Here is a 25,517-nt window from a genome sequence, read left to right on the forward strand (position 1 = left end):
GGAAGCTGAGGTCGTATCGACCCCCGGGGCTCGCCCCGGCTCTCCCCGGGCTTGCCCCGGCTTTCGAAAGGGACGCCGACATGGCTGACGAGCTGAACGACGACCGCCCCTACCGCGTCGTCCGCAACGACGAGGAGCAGTACTCGATCTGGGCGGCCGACCGCGAGCTGCCCGCCGGCTGGCACGCCGAGGGCACCGAGGGCACCCGCCAGGAGTGCCTGGACCGGATCGACGCGGTCTGGACCGACATGCGCCCGGCGAGCCTGCGCCGCCGCATGGAGCAGGCGGGCACCTGACATCCGCGCCCCGGCCGGGGCGCCACACCCAGCAGGTTCGCGGCAACGCACGGACGCATCACGTGGAAGGTCGGGAGGAGCGCTCAGCATGAGCACTGGCGGAAATCGGTCGGGCCAAGGGGCCGGTGCGGCCAAGGACAAGCGCGAGGAGCTGGTGCGCGCCCGGCTCGCCGGAGCCCGCGGCGGACGACGCACGGCGGTGGCCCGCGTCGACCGCGAGGGACCGCTCGCCCTCTCCCACGGCCAGCAGCAGATGTGGTTCCTCAGCCGCCTCGACCCGGACAGCTGGGAGTACAGCGTCCCGGTGGCGCTGCGCCTGACCGGGCCGCTGGACGCGGAGGTGCTGTGCCGCGGCCTGACGGCGGTCGTGGCCCGGCACGAGGTTCTGCGCACCCGTTACCGCCTGGAGGGCACCGAGCCCGTCCAGGTCATCGACGAGCCGGGCCTGTTCGAGCTGCCCACCGACGACCTGACCGTCCTCGGCGACCCGGCCGAGCGCGAGCGGCGCGCCCGCGCCCTCGCCGATGCCGAGCCCGGCAAGCCCTTCGACCTGGAGCACGGCGGCCCGGTGCGGGCCCGCCTGATCCGCGTCGCCGCCGACGACCACGTCCTCGTCGTCGTCTTCCACCACGTGGCCTGCGACGAGTGGTCCGTCGGCCAGTTCCTCGGCGAACTCTCCGCCCTGTACGAGGCGTTCGCCGCCGGGCGGCCCTCGCCGCTCGCCCCGCTGCCGGTGCAGTACGCCGACTACGCCGCCTGGCAGCGGTCCCGGCTCGCCGACGGCGCGCTCGACCGGCACCTCGCGTACTGGCGCGCGCAGCTGGAGGGCCTCACGGCCCTGGAGGTGCCCACCGACCGGCCGCGCCCCGCGACCCGCTCCTGGGACGGCGACGCGGTGCCCGTAGCCCTCACGCCGGAGCTGACCGCCCGCCTGCGCGACCTCGGCACCGGCCGCGGCGCCACGCTCTTCCACACCCTGCTCGCGGGCTACCAGGCGCTGCTCTCCCGCTACACCGGCCGCACCGACATCCCCGTCGGCACCGTCGTGTCCGGCCGCGGCAGGCCCGAGCTGGAACAGCTCATCGGCTACGGCATCAACACCCTGGTGCTGCGCGGCCGGTGGAGCGGCGACCCGGCCTTCACCGACCTCGTCGAGCAGGCCCGCGCCACCACCCTGGACGCCTTCGACCACCAGGAAGTGCCCTTCGCCCGGCTCGTCGACGACCTCCAGCCGGAGCGCGACCTGTCCCGCACCCCGCTGTGCCAGGTCGCCTTCACCCTGCACCAGGAGCGCACCAGCTCCTTCAGGCTGCCGGGCGTCCAGGCCGAGCCGCTGCGCGCCACCAGCCGCGTCTCCCGCTTCGACCTCACGCTGCAACTCGGCGAACACCCCGACGGCGGCGTACGCGGCACCCTGGAGTTCAGCACCGCGCTGTACGACAGGACCACGGCCGAACGGCTCGCCCGCCACTACGTGCGCCTCCTCGAAGCCGCCGCCGAGACCCCCGGCCTTCCGCTGTCCCGCCTGGAGTTGCTCGACACCGCCGACCTGGCCGTGCTCGTGCCGCCCGCCGAGACCCTCCCGGCGCCCGCGTCCTGCGCCCACGAGGTCTTCGAGGAGCGGGCCGCGGCCACCCCCGACGCCGTCGCCCTGGTGTGCGGCGCGCGGCGCATGACGTACGGCGAGCTGAACGCCCGCGCCAACCGCGTCGCCCACCACCTGCGCCACCTGGGCGCCGGAGTCGACGACCTGGTGGGCATCAGCCTCGACCGCGGCATCGACCTGCTGCCCGCCCTCCTCGGCGTGCTCAAGTCCGGAGCCGGCTATCTGCCGCTCGACCCGGAGCACCCCGCCGACCGCATCGCGTACACCCTCAAGGACGCGGGCACCGAGATCGTCCTCACCTCACGGGCGCGCGCCGAGCACCTGCGCGGCGCGCACGACGGCCGCCTCGTGGTCCTCGACGGCGACGAGGAAACGACCGCCCTTGAGGCCGCCCCCGACACGAACCCGGTCTCCGGCGTCACCCCCGACGACCTGATCTACACCATCTACACCTCCGGCTCCACCGGCCGCCCCAAGGGCGTGGGCCTCACGCACGCCAACGTCCTGCGCCTGTTCACCAGCACCGAGCGGTACTACGGCTTCGACGACCGCGACGTGTGGACGCTCTTCCACTCGTACGCCTTCGACATGTCGGTGTGGGAGATGTGGGGCGCCCTGCTGTACGGCGGGCGGCTCGTCGTCGTGGACGCGGAGACCGCGCGCTCCCCCGAGGACTTCCTGGCCCTGCTCGCGGAGCAGCACGTCACCGTCCTGAACCAGACGCCGTCCGCGTTCCGCGGCCTGGTGTCCCTGGCCGGTGACGGGCACCCGCTGATCGACGAACTCGCCCTCCGCGTCGTCACGTTCGGCGGCGAGCGCCTCGACGTGCCCGGCCTCGCCCCCTGGGTGGCCCGCCGCGACCTGGACCGCACCCAGCTCATCAACATGTACGGCATCACCGAGACCACCGTCCACACCACCTACCACCGCGTCACCGAGGCCGACATCGCCTCCGACGCGGGCAACCCGGTGGGCGTGCCGCTGCCCGACCTGCGGGTGCAACTCCGCGACGCGCACGGTGAACTCGTGCCCGTCGGGGTGCCCGGCGAGATCCACGTCGGCGGCCCCGGCGTCGCCCGCATGTACCTCGGCCGCCCCCGCCTGACCGCCGAGCGCTTCGTGCCCGACCCCTACGGGCCGCCCGGAACCCGCCTCTACCGCAGCGGCGACCTCGCCCGCTACCGCCCCGACGGCACCCTCGACTACCTCGGCCGCATCGACCACCAGGTCAAGATCCGCGGCCACCGCGTCGAACTCGGCGAGATCAAGGCACTCCTGGCCGGGCATCCGCGGGTGCGGGACGCCGTCGTCGTGGTCCGCGAGGACACGCCGGGCGACCGGCGCCTGGTCGCCTACACCGTGCCCACCAGCGACGCGGTCGCCGCGCCCAGCGAGCTGCGCGCCCTGCTCGCCCGGTCGCTGCCCGCGTACATGGTGCCCGGCGCGTTCCTCGTCATCGCGAAGATCCCGCTGACCGTCAACGGCAAGCTCGACCAGGCCGCGCTGCCCGCGCCCGACCGCGGCGCGCTCGCCGTCGAGCGCGCGCACGTCGCGCCCCGCACCGCGGCCGAGGAGGAGATGACGGGCGTCTGGCGCGACGTGCTCGGCGTCGACCAGGTCGGCGTGGAGGACAACTTCTTCGACCTCGGTGGCGACTCCCTGCGCGCCGTGGCGCTCGTCGGCGCCCTGCGCGAGGCCGCGTACGACGTGACGGTCCGCGACGTCTTCGCGCACCGCACCCCCGCCGAACTCGTCGAGTTCCTCACCGGCCGCCCGGCACCCGCCGCGCCCGAGCCCGGCGTGGCGCCCTTCGCGCTGCTCGCCGCGGAGGACCGGGCGAAGCTGCCGGCCGGCGTCGTGGACGCCTACCCGCTGGCGCAGGTCCAGCTCGGCATGGTCGTCGAGATGCTCGCCGACGACGGCCGCAACCACTACCACAACTCGACCTGTTTCCGGATCCTCGACGACCGGCCTCTCGACCCGGCCGCCCTCGACCGGGCCGTGCGGACCGTCATCGGCCGGCACGAGATCCTGCGCACGTCCTTCGCCCTGGAGGGCTACTCCGTCCCGCTCCAGCTCGTCCACGCACCGGGCGAGGTCCACACCACGGTCGCCGTACGCGACGTACGGGCGCTCGGCACCGAGGAACTCGACCGCGACCTGCGGCAGTTCATGGCCGTCGAACGAACCGAACTCTTCGACCTCACCGCGGCCCCGCTGGTCCGCTTCACCGGCCACGCCCGTGACGACGGGAGCTGGTGGCTCACCCTCACCGAGTGCCACGCGGTCCTGGAGGGCTGGAGCCACCACTCGCTCCTCATGGAACTCGTCGCCACCTACCGCGCGCTGCGCGACGGCGTCACGCCCACCGAGCCGGAACCGGCCGCCGTGCGCTACGCCGACTTCGTCGCGGCCGAGCTGAAGGCCCTCGCCTCCGACGAGGACCGCGCCTACTGGCGGCGGATCATCGACGGCCACGCCAAGTTCGACCCGCCGACGGGCTGGGGCGACGACCCCGCCACCACCCCGCGCGGACTGCACCGGGCCTGGGTGCCGTACCACGACGTGGAGCAGGGGCTGCGTGCCCTCGCCGCCACGGCGAAGGTGCCGATCAAGAGCGTGCTGCACGCGGCGCACCTGAAGGTGATGAGCCGGCTCACGCCCGAAGCGACCCTGCGCACGGGCCTGGTGACCAACGCCCGACCCGAGGCCGTCGGCGCCGACCGCGTCCACGGCGTCTACCTCAACCCGCTCCCGTTCCCCTTCCGGCGCGGCGCCCGCACCTGGCGCGACCTCGTCCAGCAGGTCTTCGACCAGGAGATCGAGCTGTGGCCGCACCGCCGCTACCCGCTCGGCGCCATGCAGCGCGACAGCGGGGCCGCCGGGCGCCTGGTCGACGTCCGCTTCAGCTACCAGAACTTCCGCCAGGTCGACCAGGACGTCATCGACTACCCGGCCACCATCGACGACAGCCCCACCGAGTTCCCGCTCGGTGTGTCCACCCGGGCCGGATTCATGGTCATCACCGCCCAGAACCACGTGATGTCCCGGGCGAGCGTCGACCGCCTCGCGGCCATGTACCGCGCGGTCCTCGAAGCGATGGCCGCCGACCCGGACGGCGACGCGCTCCACGACCACCTGCCCGGAGGCGAGCGCGAGCGCGTGCTGCGCACCTGGGCCGGAGCGGAGTCGGTGGCGCCGGTGTCCGGCGTTCCGGTGCCGGAGCTGGTGGCGCGGCAGGTGGTCCGGGCCCCGGACGCGGTGGCCGCCGAGTGCGACGAACAGCGTCTGACCTATGCCGAGTTGGACGCGGCGGCGAACCGTCTGGCCCATCGTCTGCGCGCTGAGGGCGTCGGTCCGGGCTCGTCGGTGGCGGTGCTCCTTGACCGTTCCGTCGAGCTGATGGTGGCGCTGCTTGGCGTGTGGCGGGCGGGCGCCGGTTACGTACCGATGGATCCGGTACTCCCCGCGGAGCGCATCGCGGCGATGGTGACCGACGGGGCGGTGGCGGCTGCCGTGACCTCGGCCGGATACGCCGACCGGTTCACCGAGGTGCCGGTGGTGCATGTGGAGGAGGACCGCTCGGACCTCCCGACGACCGCGCCGCAGGCCGCCGTGGACCTGGACTCGGTGGCGTACACGGTGTTCACGTCGGGTTCGACGGGTCGGCCCAAGGGTGTGGAGGTCACGCACCGGGGTCTGGCGAATCATGTGGAGTGGGCGGGGCGGGAGCTGGCGGCTGGTGGTTCGGGTGGTGCGCCGGTGTTCTCGTCGGTGGCGTTCGACTTGGTGGTGCCGAATGTGTGGGCGCCGCTGGTGGTGGGGCAGCGGGTGTGGCTGTACGGCGGTGAGCTGACCGAGCTGGGTGACGCACTGGTCGCGGCGGGTCCGTTCTCGTTCATCAAGCTGACGCCCGGGCATCTCGAAGTCCTCGACGGGCAGTTGGGGGATGCCCAGATCCAGTCGCTCGTCTCGCGTGTGGTCGTCGCGGGTGAGGCGCTGCCGGGTCAACTGGTGGAGCGTTGGCGGCAGTTGCTCGGTGATGGCCAGGTCGTCAACGAGTACGGGCCGACGGAGGCGACGGTGGGGACGTGTGTGTTCCCGCTGGAGGAGGCGTTCACAGGCGTCGTGCCGATCGGGCGTCCGCTCCCCAACATGGTGATGCGGGTGCTCGACAGCGAGATGCGTCCGGTCCCCGTCGGCGTGACCGGCGAGCTGTTCGTGGGTGGTACGGGGGTTGCCCGGGGCTACGCCGGACGCCCCGGGCTGACCGCTGAGCGGTTCGTACCCGATCCGTACGGGGGCTCGGGTGAGCGTCTGTACCGGACCGGCGACCTGGTCCGGTGGCGGGCCGACGGAGCCGTGGAGTTCCTGGGGCGCATCGACGACCAGGTGAAGATCCGCGGCTACCGCATCGAGCTGGGCGAGATCCGCGCGGCCCTTGTCGCGCAGCCGTCGGTGTCCGATGCCGCCGTCCTCGTGTCCGACGACCAGCGACTGGTCGGCTACGTGGTCGGGGCAGGTGAGGGCCTGGCCGAGGCGCTGGGCGAGGTGCTGCCGGAGTACATGGTGCCCTCCGTGTTCGTGGAACTGGACGCGATCCCGCTCACGGCGAACGGCAAGGTCGACCGGCGCGCCCTGCCCGACCCCGGCGCCCCCGCCACGGACGCCCATGTCGCCCCGCGCACCGAGACCGAGGCGCGCCTCGCCGAGGTGTGGGGGCAGGTCCTGGGCCTGGAGGAGGTCGGCGTCGAGGAGAGCTTCTTCGACCTCGGCGGGCACTCGATCAAGGCGATCGCCCTGGTGGGCGCGTTGCGGGCGCAGGGCTTCGAGGCGGGTGTGGGGGATGTGTTCCGCTACCGGACGGTGGCGGGCCTCGCCGCCGCGCTCGGCACCGGCGGCAGCGCCCCCGAACCGGAAGGCGTCGCGCCGTTCGCGCTGCTCGACCCGCACGACCGGGAACGGCTGCCCGAAGGACTCGTCGACGCCTTCCCGCTGGCACAGGTCCAGCTCGGCATGCTGGTGGAGATGCTGGCCGACGACGGCCGCAACAAGTACCACAACACCACCACCTTCCGGATCAAGGACGGCCGCCCCTTCGACCGCGCCGCGCTCGCCGCGGCGGGCCGGGCCGTCGTCGAGCGCCACGAGATGCTACGCGCCTCCTTCGACCTGGAGGGCTACTCGACGCCCCTGCAACTGATCCACGCTTCCGCTGAACTGCCCGTCGCCGAGCACGACTTGCGCGGCCGGAGCGCGGAGGAGCAGGAGACGTTCCGCAGGGAGCACATCAGCAGCGAGCGCGCCCAGCCCTTCGCCCTCGACCGTGCGCCGCTGCTGCGGATCTCCGCGCTCGTCGAGTCGGACGAGGCGTGGTGGCTGTCGGTCAGCGTCTGCCACCCGATCACGGAGGGCTGGAGCCACCGCTCCCTGCTGAGCGAGATCGTCGAGGGCTATCTGAGGGTGCGCGCCGCCGGGGAGCCACCCCGGCCGCAGACCCCCGACGTGCGGTACGCGGACTTCGTCGCCGCCGAACTCGCCTCCCTCGCGTCGGAGGAGGACCGCGCCTACTGGCGTGACGTCATCGGCGGCCACGGCACCTTCGAGCTGCCGTCCGCCCTGGGCGACCCGGAGGCCGCCGGACGCGACGCGCACACGCTGCGCGTCCCGCTCGACGACCTGGCGCCACGGCTGCGCGCCCGCGCGACCGAGACCGGCACCTCGCTCAAGGCCGTGCTGCACGCGGCCCACCTGAAGGTGATGAGCCAGCTCACGCCGGAGGAGGCCTTCTGCACCGGTCTGGTGTGCAGCGGCCGCCCCGAGGCGGTCGGCGCCGAACGGGTCTACGGCATGTACCTCAACACCGTGCCGTTCGCCCACCGCCGCGGCGCCCGCACCTGGCGCGACCTCATCGGCCAGGTCTTCGAGCAGGAGGGCGCCCTCTGGCCGCACCGGCGCTTCCCGATGCCGGTGATGCAGCGCGAACTGGGCGACGGCTCCCGGCTGCTGCACGTCCGCTTCAGCTACCTCGACCTGAGCGACGCCCAGACGGACAGTGACATCGTCGACGCCGACTCCGGCATGGGCGAGGGCGCCACCGAGTTCGGCCTCGCCGTGGCGGCCCGCGCCGACGGCCTGCTCCTCACGGTGGACCCGAGTGCCGTCACCCGGCCGAACCTCACGCGCATCGTCGCGATGTATCGCGCGGTCCTCGAAGCGATCGCGGCGGACGCCGACGGCGACGCCGAGGCGACCCTCCTCCCGGACGGCGAGCGCGAGCGCGTGCTGCGCACCTGGGCCGGAGGGGAGCCGGTGGCGCCGGTGTCCGGGGTTTCGGTGCCGGAGCTGGTGGGGCGGCAGGTGGTCCGGGTTCCGGACGCGGTGGCCGTGGAGCGCGGTGAACAGCGTCTGACGTACGCGGAGTTGGATGCGGCGGCGAACCGTCTGGCTCATCGTCTGCGTGCTGAGGGCGTCGGTCCGGGCTCGTCGGTGGCGGTGCTCCTTGACCGTTCGGTTGAGTTGATGGTGGGCCTGTTGGGTGTGTGGCGGGCGGGTGCCGGTTACGTGCCGATGGATCCGGTGCTTCCTGCGGAGCGGATCGCGGCGATGGTGGCGGATGGGCGCGTGTCGGTGGCGGTGACGTCGGCGGAGTACGCGGGCCGCTTCACGGGTGTTTCGACGGTGGTCACGGAGGAGGATCTGTCGGCTTATCCGGCGGCCGCGCCGGAGGTCATGGTGGATCTGGACTCGGTGGCGTACACGGTGTTCACGTCGGGTTCGACGGGTCGGCCGAAGGGTGTGGAGGTCACGCACCGGGGTCTGGCGAATCATGTGGAGTGGGCGGGGCGGGAGCTGGCGGCTGCCGGTTCGGGTGGTGCGCCGGTGTTCTCGTCGGTGGCGTTCGACTTGGTGGTGCCGAATGTGTGGGCGCCGCTGGTGGTGGGGCAGCGGGTGTGGCTGTACGGCGGTGAGCTGACCGAGCTGGGTGACGCACTGGTCGCGGCGGGTCCGTTCTCGTTCATCAAGCTGACGCCCGGGCATCTCGAAGTCCTCGACGGGCAGTTGGAGGATGCCGAGATCCAGGCGCTCGTCTCGCGTGTGGTCGTCGCGGGTGAGGCGCTTCCAGGTCAACTGGTGGAGCGTTGGCGGCAGTTGCTCGGAGACGGCCAGGTCGTCAACGAGTACGGGCCGACGGAGGCGACGGTGGGGACCTGTGTGTTCCCGCTGGAGGAGGCGTTCACAGGCGTCGTGCCGATCGGACGACCCCTTCCCAACATGGTCATGAGGGTGCTGGACTCGCGGCAACAACCCGTACCCGCAGGGGTCGTGGGAGAGCTGTACGTCGGTGGTACCGGTGTCGCTCGTGGTTACGCGGGGCGTCCGGGGCTGACCGCTGAGCGGTTCGTGCCCGATCCGTACGGGGGCTCGGGTGAGCGTCTGTACCGGACCGGTGACCTGGTCCGGTGGCGGGCCGACGGGGCCGTGGAGTTCCTGGGGCGCATCGACGACCAGGTCAAGGTGCGGGGTTACCGCATCGAGCTGGGCGAGATCCGCGCGGCCCTTGTCGCACAGGCCTCGGTGTCCGATGCCGCCGTCGTCGTGTCCGACGAGCAGCAGCTGATCGCGTACGTCGTCGGCGACAGCGAGGGACTGGCCGAGGCGCTGGGCGAGGTGCTGCCGGAGTACATGGTGCCCTCGGTGTTCGTGGAGCTGGAGGCGATCCCGCTCACGGCGAACGGAAAGGTCGACCGGCGGGCCCTGCCCGAGGCGGCAGCGGCGGTCACCGACACCTATGTCGCGCCGCGCTCCGACGCCGAGGCGCGCATCGCCGAGGTGTGGGGGCAGGTCCTGGGCCTGGAGAAGGTGGGCGTCGAGGAGAGCTTCTTCGACCTCGGCGGGCACTCGATCAAGGCGATCGCCCTGGTGGGCGCGTTGCGGGCGCAGGGCTTCGAGGCGGGTGTGGGGGATGTGTTCCGCTACCGGACGGTGGCGGGCCTCGCCGCCGCGCTCGGCACCGGCGGCAGCGCCCCCGAACCGGAGGGCATCGCGCCGTTCGCCCTCGTCCCGCAGGGCGTGCGCGACGCGCTGCCCGCAGGCGTCACCGACGCCTACCCGCTCTCGCAGGTTCAGCTCGGCATGCTCCTGGAGATGCTCTCCGACGACGGCCTGAACAAGTACCACAACACGTCCACGTTCCGGATCAAGGACGGCAGGCCGTTCGACGCGGACGCGCTCGCCCACGCCGCACGGACCGTGGTGGCCCGGCACGAGATGCTGCGCACGTCCTTCGCGCTCGAAACGTACGAGATGCCCCTGCAACTCGTGCACCCGGAGGCCGACACCACCGTGGCCGTCCACGACCTGCGCGGGACCACTCCCGAGGAGTTCGAGGAAGGACGGCGCGCGCACATCACGCGGGAACGCGCCGAGCTGTTCGACGTCTCGCGTCCGCCGCTGCTGCGGATCTCCGCGCTCGTCGAGTCCGACGAGGCGTGGCACCTCGGCTTCACGCACTGCCACGCCATCACGGAGGGCTGGAGCCAGCAGTCGCTCCTCATGGAAGTGCTGAACGCCTACCGCGCGTACGCCGAAGCTGCCGCAGGCGGCGCGGAACCGGAGCCCGACGAGCCGATGCCGGTGCGGTACGCGGACTTCGTCGCCGCCGAACTCGCCGCGCTCGACTCGACCGAGGACCGGGACTACTGGCGGCGCGTCGTCGACGGCCACGCGCCGTGCGCGCTGCCGCCCGAGTGGGGCGACGGCGTGGCCGCGCCGCGCGAGGACTTCAAGCTGTCGGTGGAGTTCCGTGACATCGAGCCCGAACTGCGCGCACTGGCCACAGAGACCGGCACCTCCTTCAAGGCCGTCCTCCTTGCCGCGCACCTGAAGGTGCTCAGCTCGGTCACGAACGAGGACGCCTTCCACACCGGCGTCCTGTACAGCGCGCGGCCCGAAGTCCCGGGCGCCGAGCGGGTGTACGGCATGTTCCTCAACACGCTGCCGTTCGCCCACGACCGCACCGCCGACACCTGGCGCGACCTCGTACGGCAGGTCTTCGACCGCGAGGCCGACGTGTACCGGCACCGGCGCTATCCGCTGCCGGCCGTGCAGCGCCTCGCGGGCGGCGGGCGGCTGTTCGACATCATGTTCCGCTACCAGGACTTCCACCAGGTCGACACCGGCGCCGTGGACGTCCGGGCGGGCGCGGGCGACAGCTCCAACGAGTTCACGATGTCGATCGCCAACGTCCCCGGCAGGCTCGTCCTCCGCGCCGTGAGCACCGGCCTCAACCGCGCCAACGCGGAGCGCCTCGCCGGGATGTACCGCACCGTCCTCGAGGCCATGGCGGCCGACGCGGACGGCGACGCCCGCGCGGCCGTCCTCACGGACACCGAACGCGCGCGGCTTCTCCAGGACTGGAACGACACCGACATGGAGTGGGAATGAGCAGGCGCGTGCACCACGTGTTCGAGGCGAAGGCCGCGGCCTCCCCGGACGCGGTCGCCGTGAGGGCGGGATCGACCGTCCTGAGCTACCGGCAGCTCGACACCCGCGCCAACCGCGTCGCGCACGAGCTGCGCGCCGCGGGCGTCGGCCCGGAGTCCGTGGTCGGCGTGCTCCTGGAGCGCGGCCCCTGGCTGCTCCCGGTGCTGCTCGGCATCTGGAAGGCGGGCGGCTCCCAGCTGGCCCTCGACGCCGCCCTGCCCGCCGAACGCCTTGCCTACATGCTGGACACCGCGGGCGCGCGCCTCGTCGTCACCCAGCGGACCCTGTCCGGGCTGCTCGGGGACGCGTACGACGGTGAACTCCTCGACCTGGAGCGCGACCAGGAGCGGATCGCGCGCAGGCCCGGCACCGCACCCGCTCCGGCGGCCGACGCCGCGGCGGGCCCGCCACCGCCCGACGGCCTCGCCTACACGCTGTTCACCTCCGGCTCGACCGGGCGGCCCAAGGGCGTGCAGATCGCCCACGGCTCGCTGCTCAACCTGCTGTTCTCGATGCGGGCGCGGTTCGACGCGGCGCCGGATCACGTGTGGCTCGCGGCGACGTCGGTGTCCTTCGACATCTCCTACGCCGAGCTGTACCTGCCCCTGATCACCGGCGGCTCCGTGGTGCTCGCCGACGACAGCGGCCTGGGCGACGCGCTCGCCCAGCTCGACCTCGTCGACAGCCACGGCGTCACCCACCTCCAGGCCACCCCCGCGGGCTGGAAACTGCTGCTCGCGGCCGGCTTCGCGCGCCGCCCCCTGACGGCGGTGACCACCGGCGAGGCCTGCCCGCCCTCCCTCGCCCGCGAACTGCGCGGCCACGTGGACCGCCTGGTCAACCTGTACGGGCCCACCGAGACGACCGTCTGGTCCACCGGCTGGGAAGTGCCGCGGGCCGCGCCGGACACCCCGATCGGACGGCCCCTGCACAACACCCGCGCCTACGTGCTCGACAGCGCGCTCCAGCCCGTCCCGGTCGGCGTCACCGGCGAGCTGTACCTGGCGGGCGCGGGCGTGGCCCGCGGCTACGTGGGCCGCCCCGGCCTGACCGCCGCACGCTTCCTGCCGGAGGAGCTGGGCGGGCCCCCCGGCTCGCGCATGTACCGCACCGGCGACCTGGTCCGCTTCCGCGCCGACGGCGACCTCGAATACCTGGGCCGCGCCGACCACCAGGTGAAGATCCGCGGCTACCGCGTCGAACTCGGCGAGATCGAGGAGCAGCTGGTCAGCCACCCCGGCGTCGGCTCCGCCGTCGTCGTCGCACGCGAGGACGGCCAGGGCGAACCCTGGCTGGTCGCGTACGTCGTCGCGGCCGGCGGCACCGGGGAGCCCGGCGCGGGCGCCGCGGCCGGGCAGGACGAGCTGCGCCGCCACCTCGCCGCGCGGCTGCCCGCGTACATGGTGCCCACGGGCTTCGTGCCGCTCGACCGGCTGCCCCTCAACGCAGCGGGCAAGGTCGACCGCGCGGCCCTGCCCGCGCCCCAGCGCACGGCGCTCGTCGCCGACCGCGCCTACCAGGCACCCCGCACCCGCACCGAGCGGCTGCTCGCCGACGTGTGCGCCGAGGTGCTCGGGGTCCCCGGCGTCGGCGCCCACGACCGGCTCGCCGACCTCGGGGTCGACTCCATGCGCATCGTGCACGTCCTCGCCGCGGGGCGGCGGGCGGGCCTCACCGTGACCCTGCGGATGCTCCTGGACAGCGTGACCATCGCGGACCTCGGAGCCGCGATCGACGGGACCCCCGCTACCTACGGAGCGACAGACGATGAAGGCGACCCCCAGGCCGGCCGCGGGACCGGCGACGGCGGACCCGGCGACGGGCAACAGGCGGACGGCGGCGCGGACGGCCGGCCACGGGCCGGTGCGCCCGTGAACGGCACCCGGCCCGCCGCGGGCGTGGACGACGTGATGGCGGCACACGGCATCCCCGGCGCGGCCGTCGCCGTCCTGCGGAACGGAGAGATCGCCGCACTGCACGTGCACGGCGTACGGTCCCTGGACACCGGCGCGCCGGTCACCCTGCGCACCCGCTTCCAGGCCGGATCCATCAGCAAGCACGTCACCGCGCTCGCCGCACTGCGCCTCGTCGCCGAAGGGCTGCTCGCCCTGGACGCCCCGCTCGACGAGTACCTGACCGGGCGGACCGTGCCGCGGCTGCGCGGCGGCGGCCGCGTCACCCTGCGGCACTGCCTGTCGAACACCGCGGGCCTGTCCTCGGCGCCGGCCACCTGGTGGCACCCCGACGAGACCATGCCCACCGTGTCCGACGTCCTCGACGACGTGGAGGCGGAGGCGGAACCGGGATCGGTGTTCCGCAAGGCGGGCAGCCAATGGGCGTTTGTCGAGCAGGTGTTGACCGACGTGACGGGGCAGGAACTCGGCAAGCTCGTCGACGCTCTCGTGCTCCAGCCCCTCGGCATGCGGGACAGCGCCTTCACGGCGGGCGCCGCCGCGGACGCCGCCGCGGGACACGACCGGCACGGCGAGGCGCTGCACGGCGGACACCGCCGCCGCCCCACCCGGGCCGGCACCGGACTGTGGAGCACGGCAGCCGACCTCGCCCAGCTCGCCTGCGCCCTGCGCCGGACCCGCAACGGCCTGGACGACCTGCTGCCGGGCCCCCTCGCGGACGCGATGCTCACGGAAGCCTTCCCGGGCAGTTTCTACGGCCTCGGCACGATCGTCGACGGCTCCCTGGGAGACGTGGAATTCGGCCACGGCGGGCAGACCCCCGGCTTCCGGGCGCTGACCTCGCTGCGGCTGCGCTCCGGCACGGGATGCGTCGTGATGACGAACTCCGACCTGGGCAAAGAGGTGCACAAGGCCGTCGCCGCCGGCCTCGGCCGGGACATCACCGCACGGCTCGCAGGCGACTGAACGCCCCCGCGCGGTGGGGGAGCGTAAGGATCCGGGAACGCACCGCATGCGGCTGAAGGACTGTATTCAGCCGCATGCGGTGCGTGAGGTTTAAAGGTTGTTGCCCGCCGAATAAGCCGTGGATAACGGCACTTCGTAGCGTCAGGCCCAGCAAGTGTTCGCCTGAAGACGGGGGGAGCCGAGATGGACTTTCGAGTCCTCGGCCCGGTGGAAGCAATGCGGGGCGCTGAGAGAATCGCCCTGACCGGATCCAAAGTACCGACGGTGCTCGCGGCCCTGCTGCTCGCGCGCGGCCGCGTGGTGTCCGACGCGCGGATGAGCACGCTCCTATGGGGGTGGGAGCCGCCGGCGACGTCCGGCGCACAGATCTACACGTACATGTCGCGGCTGCGGAAGCTGCTCGGTGACGAGGTCGCCATCGAGCGGCGCCCGCCGGGGTACGCGCTGCGGGCGCCCCGCAGCACGGTCGACCTCATCGAGTTCGAGCGGCTCGCCGAGCGGGGCCGCGCCGAACTGGCCGCGGGCCGCAACCGCGAGGCGTCCGCCCTGCTCGGCCAGGCCCTCGGCCTGTGGCGCGGCACCGGCGTCTCCGGCGTGACCGACCATCTCGCCGAGGCCGAGCTGCCGCGCCTGGAGGAAGCCAGGATGCACGCCCTGGAGCGGCGCATCGAGGCCGACCTCGCACTCGGCAGACACGAGCGGCTGACCGCGGAACTCACCGGCCTGGTCGCGGAGTTCCCGCTGCGGGAGAAGCTGCGCGCACAGCTGATGACCGCCCTGTACCGGTGCGGGCGGCAGGCCGAGGCGCTGCGCAGCTACCACGAGGGCCGCGACGTCCTCGCGGACCAGCTGGGCATCGACCCGGGGGAGACCCTCGGCTCGACCTACCACGCGGTCCTCGTCGGCAAGCTCGGCTCCGGCGCCGGAGGCGGGGCCCCGGCCGCCGACGCCTACGACGACGCGCCCCGGCCCTCGATGCTGCCCGCGGACGTCGAGGAACTCATCGGCCGCGAGAGCGAACTGGCCGCCATGCGGAAGCAGTTGACGCCCGACCCGGACGGCGGCGGCCCGCGCGGCCTGCTCGTCACCGGCATGGCGGGCGTCGGCAAGACGGCGCTCGCGGTCCGGGCCGCGCACGCCGCCGCCCGGCACTACCCCGACGGCCAGCTCTTCGCCGAGCTGACCACGGCCGACGGCACGCCCCGGAGCGTGCGCGACGTCCTCACCATGCTGCTCAGGGCGCTCGGCGGGGTGCCCGGCCTCACGGACGGCACGGACAGCACGGGCGGCGTGGGCGGCGCGGACGGCCTCCACGGCGAACGCGCCTGCCTGGACGAGCTGATCCGCCTCTACCGCATCCGCACCGCGGGCAAGCGGCTGCTCGTCGTCCTCGACGGCGCGGTCGACAGCGGCCAGCTGGAGCCCCTGGTGCCGGGCTCACCGGAGGCGACCGTCCTGATCACCAGCAGGGCCCGCCTCGCACGGGTCACCCAAGCCCGCACCACGGTCCTCGCACCGCTGGACGACGGCGACGCCCTCGACCTGCTCGTCAGCGTGGCGGGCCGCGCCCAGCTCCTCGCCGACCCGGCGGCGACCCAGGCACTGCTCGCCCGCTGCGGCGGCCTGCCGCTGGCGCTGCGCGTGGTCGGCACCCGCCTCGCCGCGCGGCCCCGCTGGCCCGCGGCCTGGCTGGCGAACCGCCTCGCGGAGCCGTCGACCCGGCTACGCGAGATGTCGTACGGCGGACTGGACGTGCGCGGGTCCCTGCTCACCTCGCTGCGGCAGCTGCCCAGACATACCGGCCGTACGCTGATGTGCCTGGCGTCCCTCGGCACGGAGCCGTTCCGGGCGGAGACCGCCGCCCGCTGCCTCGCCGAGCCGGAGTCGACGGCCGAGCGGCGCCTGGAGCGCCTGGTGGACGCCGCCCTCCTGGACATCTGCGGGGTGGACCGCCTTGGGCGGCCGCTGTACCGCTTCCACGAACTGGTGCTGCTGTTCAGCCAGTCACTGGGTCCTGCGCGGGCGGAGCCCGCTCGGACCTGACCGGTGCGGGACCGCGTGCCAGTCCTCGTCGTCGCCGGGCTTGCGGGGCCCGGCGACGACGAGGCCCGTGAGGGGGGCGGTGTCCCCGCCCGGTGTGGTGCGCCTGCTGTGCATCGCATTCCTTCCACGAACGACGAGAGCGGCTGAGAACGAGACGAGTACGCCGGAGCGCGAACGCTGACGCGGCCGCGCGGGCCCCGTGGAGCGCCTCAAAGACGTACGGCGTGCCGGGGAGGACCACGGCGGCGGTGGCGCGGGGCCGCGGCGGTGAGGCGACGGGCCCCGCGTCGCCGACAGTAGGCGGCGGGCCCTTCGGTCCCCTATCGATCCGCCTTCCGCCGCCCACGCACCGCGATATCGGCCCAGCTCAGCCACCGCGGCGCGGTCTGCTCCGGCCATCGCGGCGCGCTCCGCCTCAGCCATCGCGGTGCTCGCGCGGCCCCTCGCGCGGCGGGCCGCCGCCGGGCCCGTGGCCCACCGCCCCGGGCACCACGCCGAGGGCGGTGGGCCGGGGGACTTCGCGGTCCGCGGCCTGCTGGTCGGGGCGCCCCCGGCGCGGGCCGCCGCGCTCAGGGCCCGGTTCCGCGCCGTCCTCCTCGCGGTCGCCGTGCCCCGTGGGCGTGTGCCCGGTCCGGGCCCGCGCCGCCGCCGCGGGGCTCCACGCCACGTGCTCCGTGACCGCGCGGTCCCAGGGCCCCCGCGCCCGGGGCACCACGAGGCGCTGCCCTGCCTCGCCCTCGCGGGCCGTACCCTCCTCGTCCCGCGGCGGCTCCGCCGTGCGCAGCGCGGCCAGGGCCTCGTCGGCGCGCTTGACCCAGTCCTCCACGCCCACGCGGGAGAAACAGTCACGGGCGGCCCTCAGATACTCCCGGGCCCGCTCGCCCTGACCGCCCATGCCGCAGGCCTCCCCGAGGGCCAGCTTGATCTTCCCCAGGACGAGCGGGCTGTGCACCGTGGCCACGATGTCCAGGGCGTGCAGGAGCGTGGCGCGGGCCTGCTCCCAGTCGCCGCGGCCGAGCCTGGCCTCGCCGAGGCCCAGCAGACCGTGGGCGAGACCGAGCAGGTCGGCACTGGCCCGGGTGATGCGGATCATGCGCAGGAGAGCGCTCTCGGCCAGGTCGTAGCGGCCTTCGGCGAGATAGACACGGGCCAGCCGGTGCGTGCCCTGGGCCGTGCTGCGGGCGCCCCCCGGGCTGATGCCCGACGAGATCCGCACCGACTGGAGGCTGAGCTTGCGCGCCTGCGCCAGATGGCCGCGGTCGAGTTCGATCTGCGCCATGTTGTTGAGCACATGGGCCTGCGACGACAGGTCGCCCACCGCGCGGAACACCTCAAGCGCCGCCATGCTGCGGTCCGTCGCGGAGTCCGTCGCGCCCCGCATCTGGTCGATCATGGCCATGCTGCGCAGGACGAGGGCGCGCCCGTGCTCCTCGCCCGCCAGCTCGTGCAGCGCGAGGGCGGCCGTGAAGCCCGCGTCGGCGCCCGCGAACCGGCGAAGGCGCATCTCCAGGGCGCCCAGGGTGTACAGCATGGCTCCCTGACCGCGGATGTTGCCCGCCTCGCGGGCGGCGGCGAGGGCCTGCTGGGCGCACTGGCGCCAGTCGTCGACGTAGTTGCGGGTCTCGAAGAGGACGACCGTGCACATGGTGAGGTCCCAGGCCAGCTCGTCGAGGCCGGCCCCCGCGGCCTGCCCGACGAGGCGTACCAGGGAGAGCCGCTCGGCCTCCAGCCACTCCAGCGGTCTGGCGAGCAGCTCGGCCGCCAGAGTGTCGGGCGGCGTACAGCGCGGCGCCGCGCTGTGGATGATGCTGAAGTCGCCGCCGTAGAGCCGCCGGTGGGCCTGCTCGGCCAGGCCGAGCGCCGCCTGGAGGACCCGGACGACGGCGGCGCGCCCCTGCTCCTTGGCGTCCTCCCCGTGGGCCCGCTCGCGCGCGAAGATGCGCAGCAGGCTGGGGGAGTGGTAGCGGGGCTGCCCGGCCGCGTCCGGCCCCAGAGCGGTGAGGAACTGGGCGTCGACGAGCTGCTCGATGAGCCGCTCCGCGGTGAACTGGTCCGTGTCGAGCAGCGCCGCCGCCACCCAGGGCGCGAAGTCGTGGACGTCGAGGAGGCCGAGGCCGCGGTAGAGCCGGGCGGCGTCGGCGGACAGACAGCGGTAGCTGATCCCGAAGCTCGCCCGGATGCGGGAGGCGCCCTGGCTCAGCTCGTCCAGGCGCCGCTCCTCGTCGCTGAGCCGGGAGACCAGGTGGGTCACGGTCCAGTGCGGCTTGGCGGCGAGCCGCGCTGCGGCGATCCGCAGCGCCAGGGGCAGCAGGTCGCACAGCTCCACGAGCCGGGCCACGGCGGCGGGCTCCGCGGTGACGCGCTGCGAGCCGACGACGCGGTCCACCAGCTCCACCGCCTCGGCCGGGGCGAGCCGGTTGAGGTGCACACGCGCCCGCGGCGGCCAGGCGACGAACTCGGCGAGCTGGTCCCGGCTGGTGACGAGGGCGCTGCACCCCTCGCTGCTCGGCAGCAGCGGCTGGATCTGCGCGTACGTACGGGCGTTGTCGAGGACCACGAGGACGCGCCGGTCGGCGAGGGCGCTGCGATACATCGCCTCCCGCTCCTCGGGCGCCTGCGGGATCTGTACGCCCGCGAAGCCGAGGGAGCGCAGGAAAGCGCCGAGGACCTCGGCGGCGGCCGTCGGCTCGTGGCGCTCGTCGTAGCCGTGCAGATCGGCGAAGAGCACGCCGTCGGGGAACCGGTCGGCGACGGCGCGCGCCCACCGCACCGCGAGGCAGGTCTTGCCCACGCCCGCGAGGCCGCTGATCAGCCCGGCCGTCGGCCCGCGCACGTCGTCGCCGCGGTCGAGGAGCACGCCGAGCTGGTCCAGTTCGCGGGCTCGGCCGGTGAACCCGGGGGCGTCCGTGGGCAGCTCGAAGGGCGGGTCGTGCGGGAGGGGCGCGGCGGCGGGCCTGTCGGGGCCCGCGCCGTCCCGCGTGCCGGGCCCGCGCCCGCGGTCGTCCTGGAGGATGAAGCGGTGCAGCTCCTTGAGCGCGGGGCCGGGTTCGAGCCCCAGCTCGTCGATGAAGCGCTTGTGCCCCAGCCGGTAGCTCTCCATCGCCTCGGCGCGGTGGCCCGAGCGGTACTGGGCGGTGATCAGCAGGTGCAGGGCGCGCTCGCGCAGCGGATGGGCGCGGACGGTGGCGGCCAGCTCGGGAATGACCCGGTGGTGCCGGCCGAGGCGCAGCTGGGCTTCGGTGGCGTCCTCGTACACGCTGAGCTTCAGCTCGTCCAGGCGCCGGGCCTCGTCCTCGACGGCGCGGCCCGTCACACCCGTCAATGCCGGGCCTTCCCAAAGGTCGAGGGCCCGGGTGTACGCGGTGGCGGCGTCCGTTAATCGGTCAGTCCTGACGGCTTCCTCGGCCGCGGCCACGAGCTGGTGGAACTCGGTGGCGTCCACCTCGTGCTCGCCGATACGCAACAGATAACCCGGGTGCGCCGTCACGATGACCTGGTCCGTGAATCCAGCAGCCTTGAACGCTTTGCGCAGTGCCGCGATGCAAATGGACACCTGGGTGCGCGCGGTGGCCGGCGGGCGACCGTCCCACACGGTGTCGACGAGCGCGTCGACGGACACGATCCGGTCGGCGTTGAGCAGCAAGGACGCCAGGATGGTGCGGTGCCGTGGGCCTCCCACGTGCACCTGGCCGGAGCCGGACATGACGGAGAGCGGGCCGAGAATCTTGAATCTGAATCGGTGCCCCATATCTCCTCCGGAGCCCTGGTGTCCCTGACCAGAGCACTTGAGTGTTACACCTTACGCATCAGTGCGGAGGAATCATGCACGGGAACCATAAATGGAGTCCGCAATTCCGTACCGCTCATCGATTTTTCACCGTGAGGTGAACCGTGGTTCCGAATGCCCATCAATAGACGCGGCGGTAACTGTCGCGGTTCCTGCCGACAGGCTTCCGGATTCTCGATGGATGAATCCTATAAATACTGCAGGGTAATGTCGTCGCGGTACCTGTGAGTAAGAACTGCGGTGGCCCGAGTGCGGACGACGGCTAATCGCGCCGGGCCCGCGAACGCCGAGAAAGTACCGAGGGCCGTCCGAGAGCGGCAAGCAGGCGCACCGGCCCGCCATGCCCGCAGGGCGCCCGGCGGGGCCGCTGAGGAGGGGGCATACGCTGGGCGGATGCAGGACGAGTACCGCACCGTGGCCCGTGAGGGCGTGCACGAGACCGAGATCAACCGCTCGCGCTTCCTGTGCGCGCTCGCGCCCGCGGCCACCGAACGGGAGGCCCAGGACTTCATCGCCCGCGTCCGCAAGGAACACGCCACCGCCACGCACAACTGCTTCGCGTACGTCATCGGGGCCGACGCCTCCGTGCAGAAGGCGAGCGACGACGGCGAGCCGGGCGGCACGGCGGGCGTGCCCATGCTCCAGATGCTGCTGCGCCGCGACATGCGGTACGTCGTGGCCGTCGTCACCCGCTACTACGGCGGGGTCAAGCTCGGCGCGGGCGGGCTCATCAGGGCCTACGGCGGTGCGGTCGGCGAGGCCCTGGACGCGCTCGGCACCCGCACCCGACGCCGCTTCCGGCTCGCCACCGTCACCGTCGACCACCAGCGCGCGGGCAAGGTGCAGAACGACCTGCGCGCGGCGGGCCGAGAGGTCCGCGACGTGCGCTACGGCGAAGCGGTGAGCATCGAGATCGGCCTCCCGGAGGCCGACGTCGAGCAGTTCCGCGCGTGGCTGGCGGACGCCACGTCGGGCAGTGCGGGCTTCGCGCTCGGCGGAGAGGCGTACGGGGACGCCTGACCGGCCGGGCCCCGCGGATCCTCGGGCCGTCTGCCGTGTGCCGTCTGCCGTCTGCCGTCTGCCGTCTGCCGTCTGTTGCCGCCTCGTGGCCGGGCGCGCAGTCGCGCCCCTTCGGGGCGCTGCGCCCACCGGGGCGCCTGTGATGTCGGACCCGGCCGTTAGTCTCGGGGGCCATGAGGCTGCTGCACACTTCCGACTGGCATCTCGGCCGGGCCCTGCACCGGGTGAGCATGCTCGACGCGCAGGCCGCGTTCGTCGGCCATCTCGTCGCCACCGTCCGCGAGCGCGAGGTGGACGCCGTCGTCGTGTCGGGGGACGTGTACGACCGGGCGGTGCCCCCGCTCGCCGCCGTCGAGCTGTTCGACGACGCGCTGCACCGCCTCGCCGGCCTCGGCGTGCCCACGATCATGATCTCCGGGAACCACGACTCGGCCCGGCGCCTCGGCGTCGGCGCCGGACTCATCGACCGCGCGGGCATCCACCTGCGCACCGACCCGGCCGGCTGCGGCGAGCCCGTGGTGCTCGCCGACGCCCACGGGGACGTCGCGTTCTACGGCCTGCCGTATCTCGAACCGGCGCTGGTCAAGGCCGAGTTCGGCGTCGAGCGCGCCGGACACGAGGCGGTGCTCGGCGCCGCCATGGACCGGGTGCGGGCCGACCTGGCCGCCCGGCCCGACGGCACCCGCTCCGTCGTCCTCGCGCACGCCTTCGTGACCGGCGGCGAGATCAGCGACAGCGAGCGGGACATCACCGTCGGCGGCGTCGCCTCCGTGCCGTCCGCCGTCTTCGAAGGCGTCGACTATGTGGCCCTCGGCCATCTGCACGGCAGCCAGACCCTCACCGAGCGCGTGCGCTACAGCGGATCCCCGCTGGCGTACTCCTTCTCCGAGGCCGGCCACCGCAAGAGCATGTGGCTCGTCGAGCTGGGCCCGGCAGGCGAGCTGACGGCCGCCGAGCGCGTCGACTGCCCGGTGCCCCGGCCGCTCGCCCGCATCAGAGGCGACCTCGACGACCTCCTCGCCGACCCGGCCCTCGCCCGGCACGAGGACGCCTGGATCGAGGCGACCCTCACCGACCCCGTGCGCCCGGACGAACCGATGGCCCGGCTCTGCGAGCGCTTCCCGCACACCCTCAGCCTCGTCTTCGACCCGGCCCGCGCGCCCGAGGAGTCCGGAGTGTCGTACGCCAGGCGGCTCAAGGACCGCACCGACCAGCAGATCGCGGAGGACTTCGTGACCCATGTGCGCGGCGCGGGGCCCGACGACCGGGAGCGGGCCGTACTGCGGGACGCGTTCGACGCCGTCCGCGCCGACGACATGCTGCGTGAGGTCGCCGGATGAGGCTCCACCGGCTGCGGATCACCGCCTTCGGCCCCTTCGGCACCACCCAGGACATCGACTTCGACGAGCTGTCCGCCGCCGGGCTCTTCCTGCTCCACGGCCCCACGGGCGCGGGCAAGACCTCCGTCCTGGACGCCGTGTGCTACGCCCTTTACGGCTCGGTGCCGGGCCCCCGCCAGGGCGGCGGCCAGGGCGTCACCCTGCGCAGCGACCACGCGCGCCCGGACACCCGCACGCAGGTGTGCCTCGAACTGACCGTGGCGGGGCGCCGCCTGGAGATCACCCGGCAGCCCCCGTGGGAGCGCCCGAAGAAGCGCGGCACGGGCACCACGACGGACAAGGCACAGAGCTGGCTGCGCGAGCGCGTCCCCGGCGCTGACACCGGGGCCGCCGGGAGCTGGAAGGACCTCAGCCGCTCCCACCAGGAGATCGGTGAGGAGATCACCCAGCTCCTCGGCATGAGCAAGGAGCAGTTCTGCCAGGTCGTGCTGTTGCCGCAGGGCGACTTCGCGCGCTTCCTGCGGGCGGACGCCGAGGCCCGCGGCAAGCTCCTCGGGCGGCTCTTCGACACCCGCAGGTTCGCCGCGGTCGAGCAGCGGCTCGCCGAGCGGCGCCGCGCCGCCGAGGCCCGCGTCCGCGAGGCCGACGCCGACCTCCTCGCGGACGCCCACCGCATGCAGCAGGCGGCGGGCGCGGCACCCGGCGACGCCGGGGCCGAGCTGCCGCTCCCGGACGTCGAGCCCGGCGACCCCGGGCTCGCCGAGGCCGTCCTCGCCTGGGCCGCCGTGGCCCGCTCCGGCGCCCGCGAGCGGTACACCATCGCGCGCTGCGCCCTCGCCCACGCCGAGTCCGCCCGCGCCGCGGCGGCCGCCGACCTCGACGACGTACGCGAACGGGCGCGGTTGCAGCAGAGGTTCGCCGACGCCCAGGAGCGCGCGGCCCGCCTGGAGGAGCACGCGGGGGACCACCGCCGCGTGCTCACCCGCATGGAGCAGGCCCGCAAGGCGGAAGCCGTCGCCCCCGCCCTCGCGCTGCGCGCGGACACCGAGACCGACCACCGGCGCGCCACCGCCGCCGAGGCACACGCGCGCGGAAGGCTCCCCGCGGCGTACGCCGACGAGAGCGCGGCCGGCCTCGCGGGCGCCGCCCGCAAGGCCAGCGAAGAGCTGGGCGGACTCGCGTCGGCCCGCCGCGCCGAGCACCGCCTGGGCGAGCTGTCCGCGCAGCGCGCGGGACTCGACCGCCAGGAGCGGGCCGACGAGGACCTCCTCCAGGAGGCCGAGGCCTGGCTCGCCGGCTGGGACGGCACCCGCGCCCGCCTCCAGCAGGACATCGAAGCCGCCCAGGAGGCCGCGACCCGCACCGAGCACCTGGCGGGGCAACTGGGGCCCGCCCAGGAGCGTCTTGACGCCGCCCGGCGCCGCGACCGGCTCACCGAGGAGGCCGCCACGGCCCGGGAGCGCGCCGTCACCGCCCGCGAGCGCGCCGCCCGTGCCCACGAGCACTGGCTCACCCTCAAGGAGCGGCGCCTCACGGGCATCGCCGCCGAACTGGCGGCGCGCCTCACCGACGGCGCGCCGTGCGCGGTGTGCGGCGCCACCGAGCACCCCGCACCCGCCCGCAAGGCCGAGGGGCACGTCGACCGCGCCGCTGAGGAGGCCGCCCTCGCCGACCACCGGCGCGCCGAGGAGACCGCCCAGCGCGGCGAGCGCGAGCACGCCGACGTCCGCGCCGAGCTGGCCGCGGCCACCGCCGCCGCCTCGGACACGCCCGTGGCCGAACTCGCCGCGTCCGTCGCCGAGCTGCGGCAGGCGTACGAGACCGCCCGCGACCGCGCCTCCGGCCTGCACGCCGCCCGCGAGGCCCTCGCCCGGGCCGAGCGCGAGCACGACCGCAGGGTCACGGCCCAGCAGGAGGCCGCCCGCCGCGTCGACTCCCGCGCCGCGCTGCGCGACGCGCTGGACCGCGAGCAGGCGGGCCTGGCGGAGGAGCTGGCCCACGCGCGCGGGGGCTGCGCGAGCGTCGCGGAGCGCGCCGCCGAGCTGGAGCGCCGGACCGCCCTGCTCACCGAGGCCGCCGACGCCGCGCGCGCCGCCGACGACACCGCGCAGCGCCTGAAGGACGCCGACGCCCGCCTCGCCGACGCCGCCTTCCGGGCCGGCTTCGACACCCCGGCGGCCGCGGCCGCCGCGCTCCTCGACGACGCCCGGTACCGGGAGCTCCAGCACCGCGTCGACGCCTGGCAGCAGGAAGAGGCGGCGGTCCGCGCGCTGCTCGCCGAGCCGGACGCGGCCGCCGCCGCCCGGTGCCCGGCCGCGCCCCTGGCCGCCGCGGAAGCCGCCGCCGAGGCCGCGGACCGGCGGGCGCGCGCCGCCGCGTCCGGCTGCGACGCCGCCGCCCGGCGCGGCGCCGACCTCGACCGGCTCTCCGCCCGCTCGGCCGCGGCGGCCCGCCGGCTCGCGCCGCTGCGCATGGAGTACGACCGCGTGACCCGCCTGGCCACGCTCGCCGCGGGCACGTCGGCGGACAACGAACGCAAGATGCGCCTGGAGTCGTACGTCCTCGCCGCCCGCCTGGAGCAGGTCGCCGCCGCGGCCACCACCCGGCTGCTGCGCATGTCCTCCGGGCGCTACACCCTCGTCCACTCCGCCGACCGCGCCGGCCGCGGCCGCTCCGGACTCGGCCTGCACGTCGTCGACGCCTGGACGGGCCGCGAGCGGGACACGGCGACGCTCTCCGGCGGCGAGACGTTCTTCGCGTCCCTCGCCCTCGCCCTCGGCCTCGCGGACGTCGTCACGGACGAGGCGGGCGGCGTCCGCCTGGACACGCTCTTCATCGACGAGGGCTTCGGCACCCTGGACGACCAGACCCTGGACGAGGTCCTCGACGTCCTGGACTCCCTGCGCGAGCGGGACCGCAGCGTGGGCATCGTCAGCCACGTCGCGGACCTGCGCCGCCGGGTGCACGCGCAGCTGGAGGTCGTGAAGGGGCGCGAGGGATCGGCGGTGCGGCAGCGCGGCGCCGGGTGAGACCGGCGGCCGGGCGGGGTCAGCGGCGAGC

The 25,517-nt window shown here is 74.2% G+C and carries 9 protein-coding genes; 7 read left to right on the forward strand and 2 right to left on the reverse strand.

What is annotated here, in order from left to right:
- Nucleotides 1–80: 80 nt before the first annotated feature.
- From AC07GB_RS19870 to AC07GB_RS19885, 4 genes are all read left to right on the forward strand, one after another.
- Entirely contained in the window at nt 81–296 is a 216-nt protein-coding gene (locus AC07GB_RS19870; RefSeq protein WP_478847135.1) for an MbtH family protein, read from the forward strand.
- Between the two features lie 88 nt (nt 297–384).
- The gene (locus tag AC07GB_RS19875) at nt 385–11,349 is read left to right on the forward strand and encodes an amino acid adenylation domain-containing protein (RefSeq protein WP_478847137.1); all 10,965 of its coding nucleotides are present in this window, start codon (nt 385–387) and stop codon (nt 11,347–11,349) included.
- Complete coding sequence (locus AC07GB_RS19880) at nt 11,346–14,267, forward strand: non-ribosomal peptide synthetase (RefSeq protein WP_478847139.1); 2,922 nt, start codon at nt 11,346–11,348, stop codon at nt 14,265–14,267. The genes AC07GB_RS19875 and AC07GB_RS19880 overlap by 4 nt, the downstream gene beginning before the upstream one ends.
- Before the next feature lie 183 nt (nt 14,268–14,450).
- A complete protein-coding gene (locus AC07GB_RS19885) occupies nt 14,451–16,310 on the forward strand; it encodes an AfsR/SARP family transcriptional regulator (protein ID WP_478847141.1) in 1,860 nt (619 codons plus the stop codon).
- On the opposite strand, the gene AC07GB_RS19890 is transcribed toward AC07GB_RS19885, so the two are convergent.
- The gene (locus AC07GB_RS19890) at nt 16,272–16,424 is read right to left on the reverse strand and encodes a hypothetical protein (protein ID WP_478847143.1); all 153 of its coding nucleotides are present in this window, start codon (nt 16,422–16,424) and stop codon (nt 16,272–16,274) included. The genes AC07GB_RS19885 and AC07GB_RS19890 overlap by 39 nt on opposite strands.
- Before the next feature lie 301 nt (nt 16,425–16,725).
- Nucleotides 16,726–20,058, reverse strand: coding sequence for an AfsR/SARP family transcriptional regulator (locus AC07GB_RS19895; RefSeq protein WP_478847145.1), 3,333 nt, complete (start codon nt 20,056–20,058; stop codon nt 16,726–16,728).
- Nucleotides 20,059–20,490: 432 nt separating this feature from the next.
- Between AC07GB_RS19895 and AC07GB_RS19900 the strand changes: the two genes are divergently transcribed.
- The 3 genes from AC07GB_RS19900 to AC07GB_RS19910 all read left to right on the forward strand — a co-directional run bounded on the left by AC07GB_RS19900 (nt 20,491) and on the right by AC07GB_RS19910 (nt 25,486).
- Entirely contained in the window at nt 20,491–21,117 is a 627-nt protein-coding gene (locus tag AC07GB_RS19900; RefSeq protein WP_478847147.1) for a YigZ family protein, read from the forward strand.
- A 173-nt stretch (nt 21,118–21,290) separates the two neighbouring features.
- Nucleotides 21,291–22,457 (forward strand): exonuclease SbcCD subunit D, encoded by a 1,167-nt coding sequence (locus AC07GB_RS19905; RefSeq protein ID WP_478847149.1) that lies wholly within the window; start codon nt 21,291–21,293, stop codon nt 22,455–22,457.
- Entirely contained in the window at nt 22,454–25,486 is a 3,033-nt protein-coding gene (locus AC07GB_RS19910) for an AAA family ATPase (RefSeq protein ID WP_478847151.1), read from the forward strand. Before AC07GB_RS19905 ends, AC07GB_RS19910 begins: the two co-directional genes overlap by 4 nt.
- The last annotated feature ends 31 nt before the right edge of the window (nt 25,487–25,517 follow it).

The organism is Streptomyces sp. NPDC045778 (genome assembly GCF_056431945.1).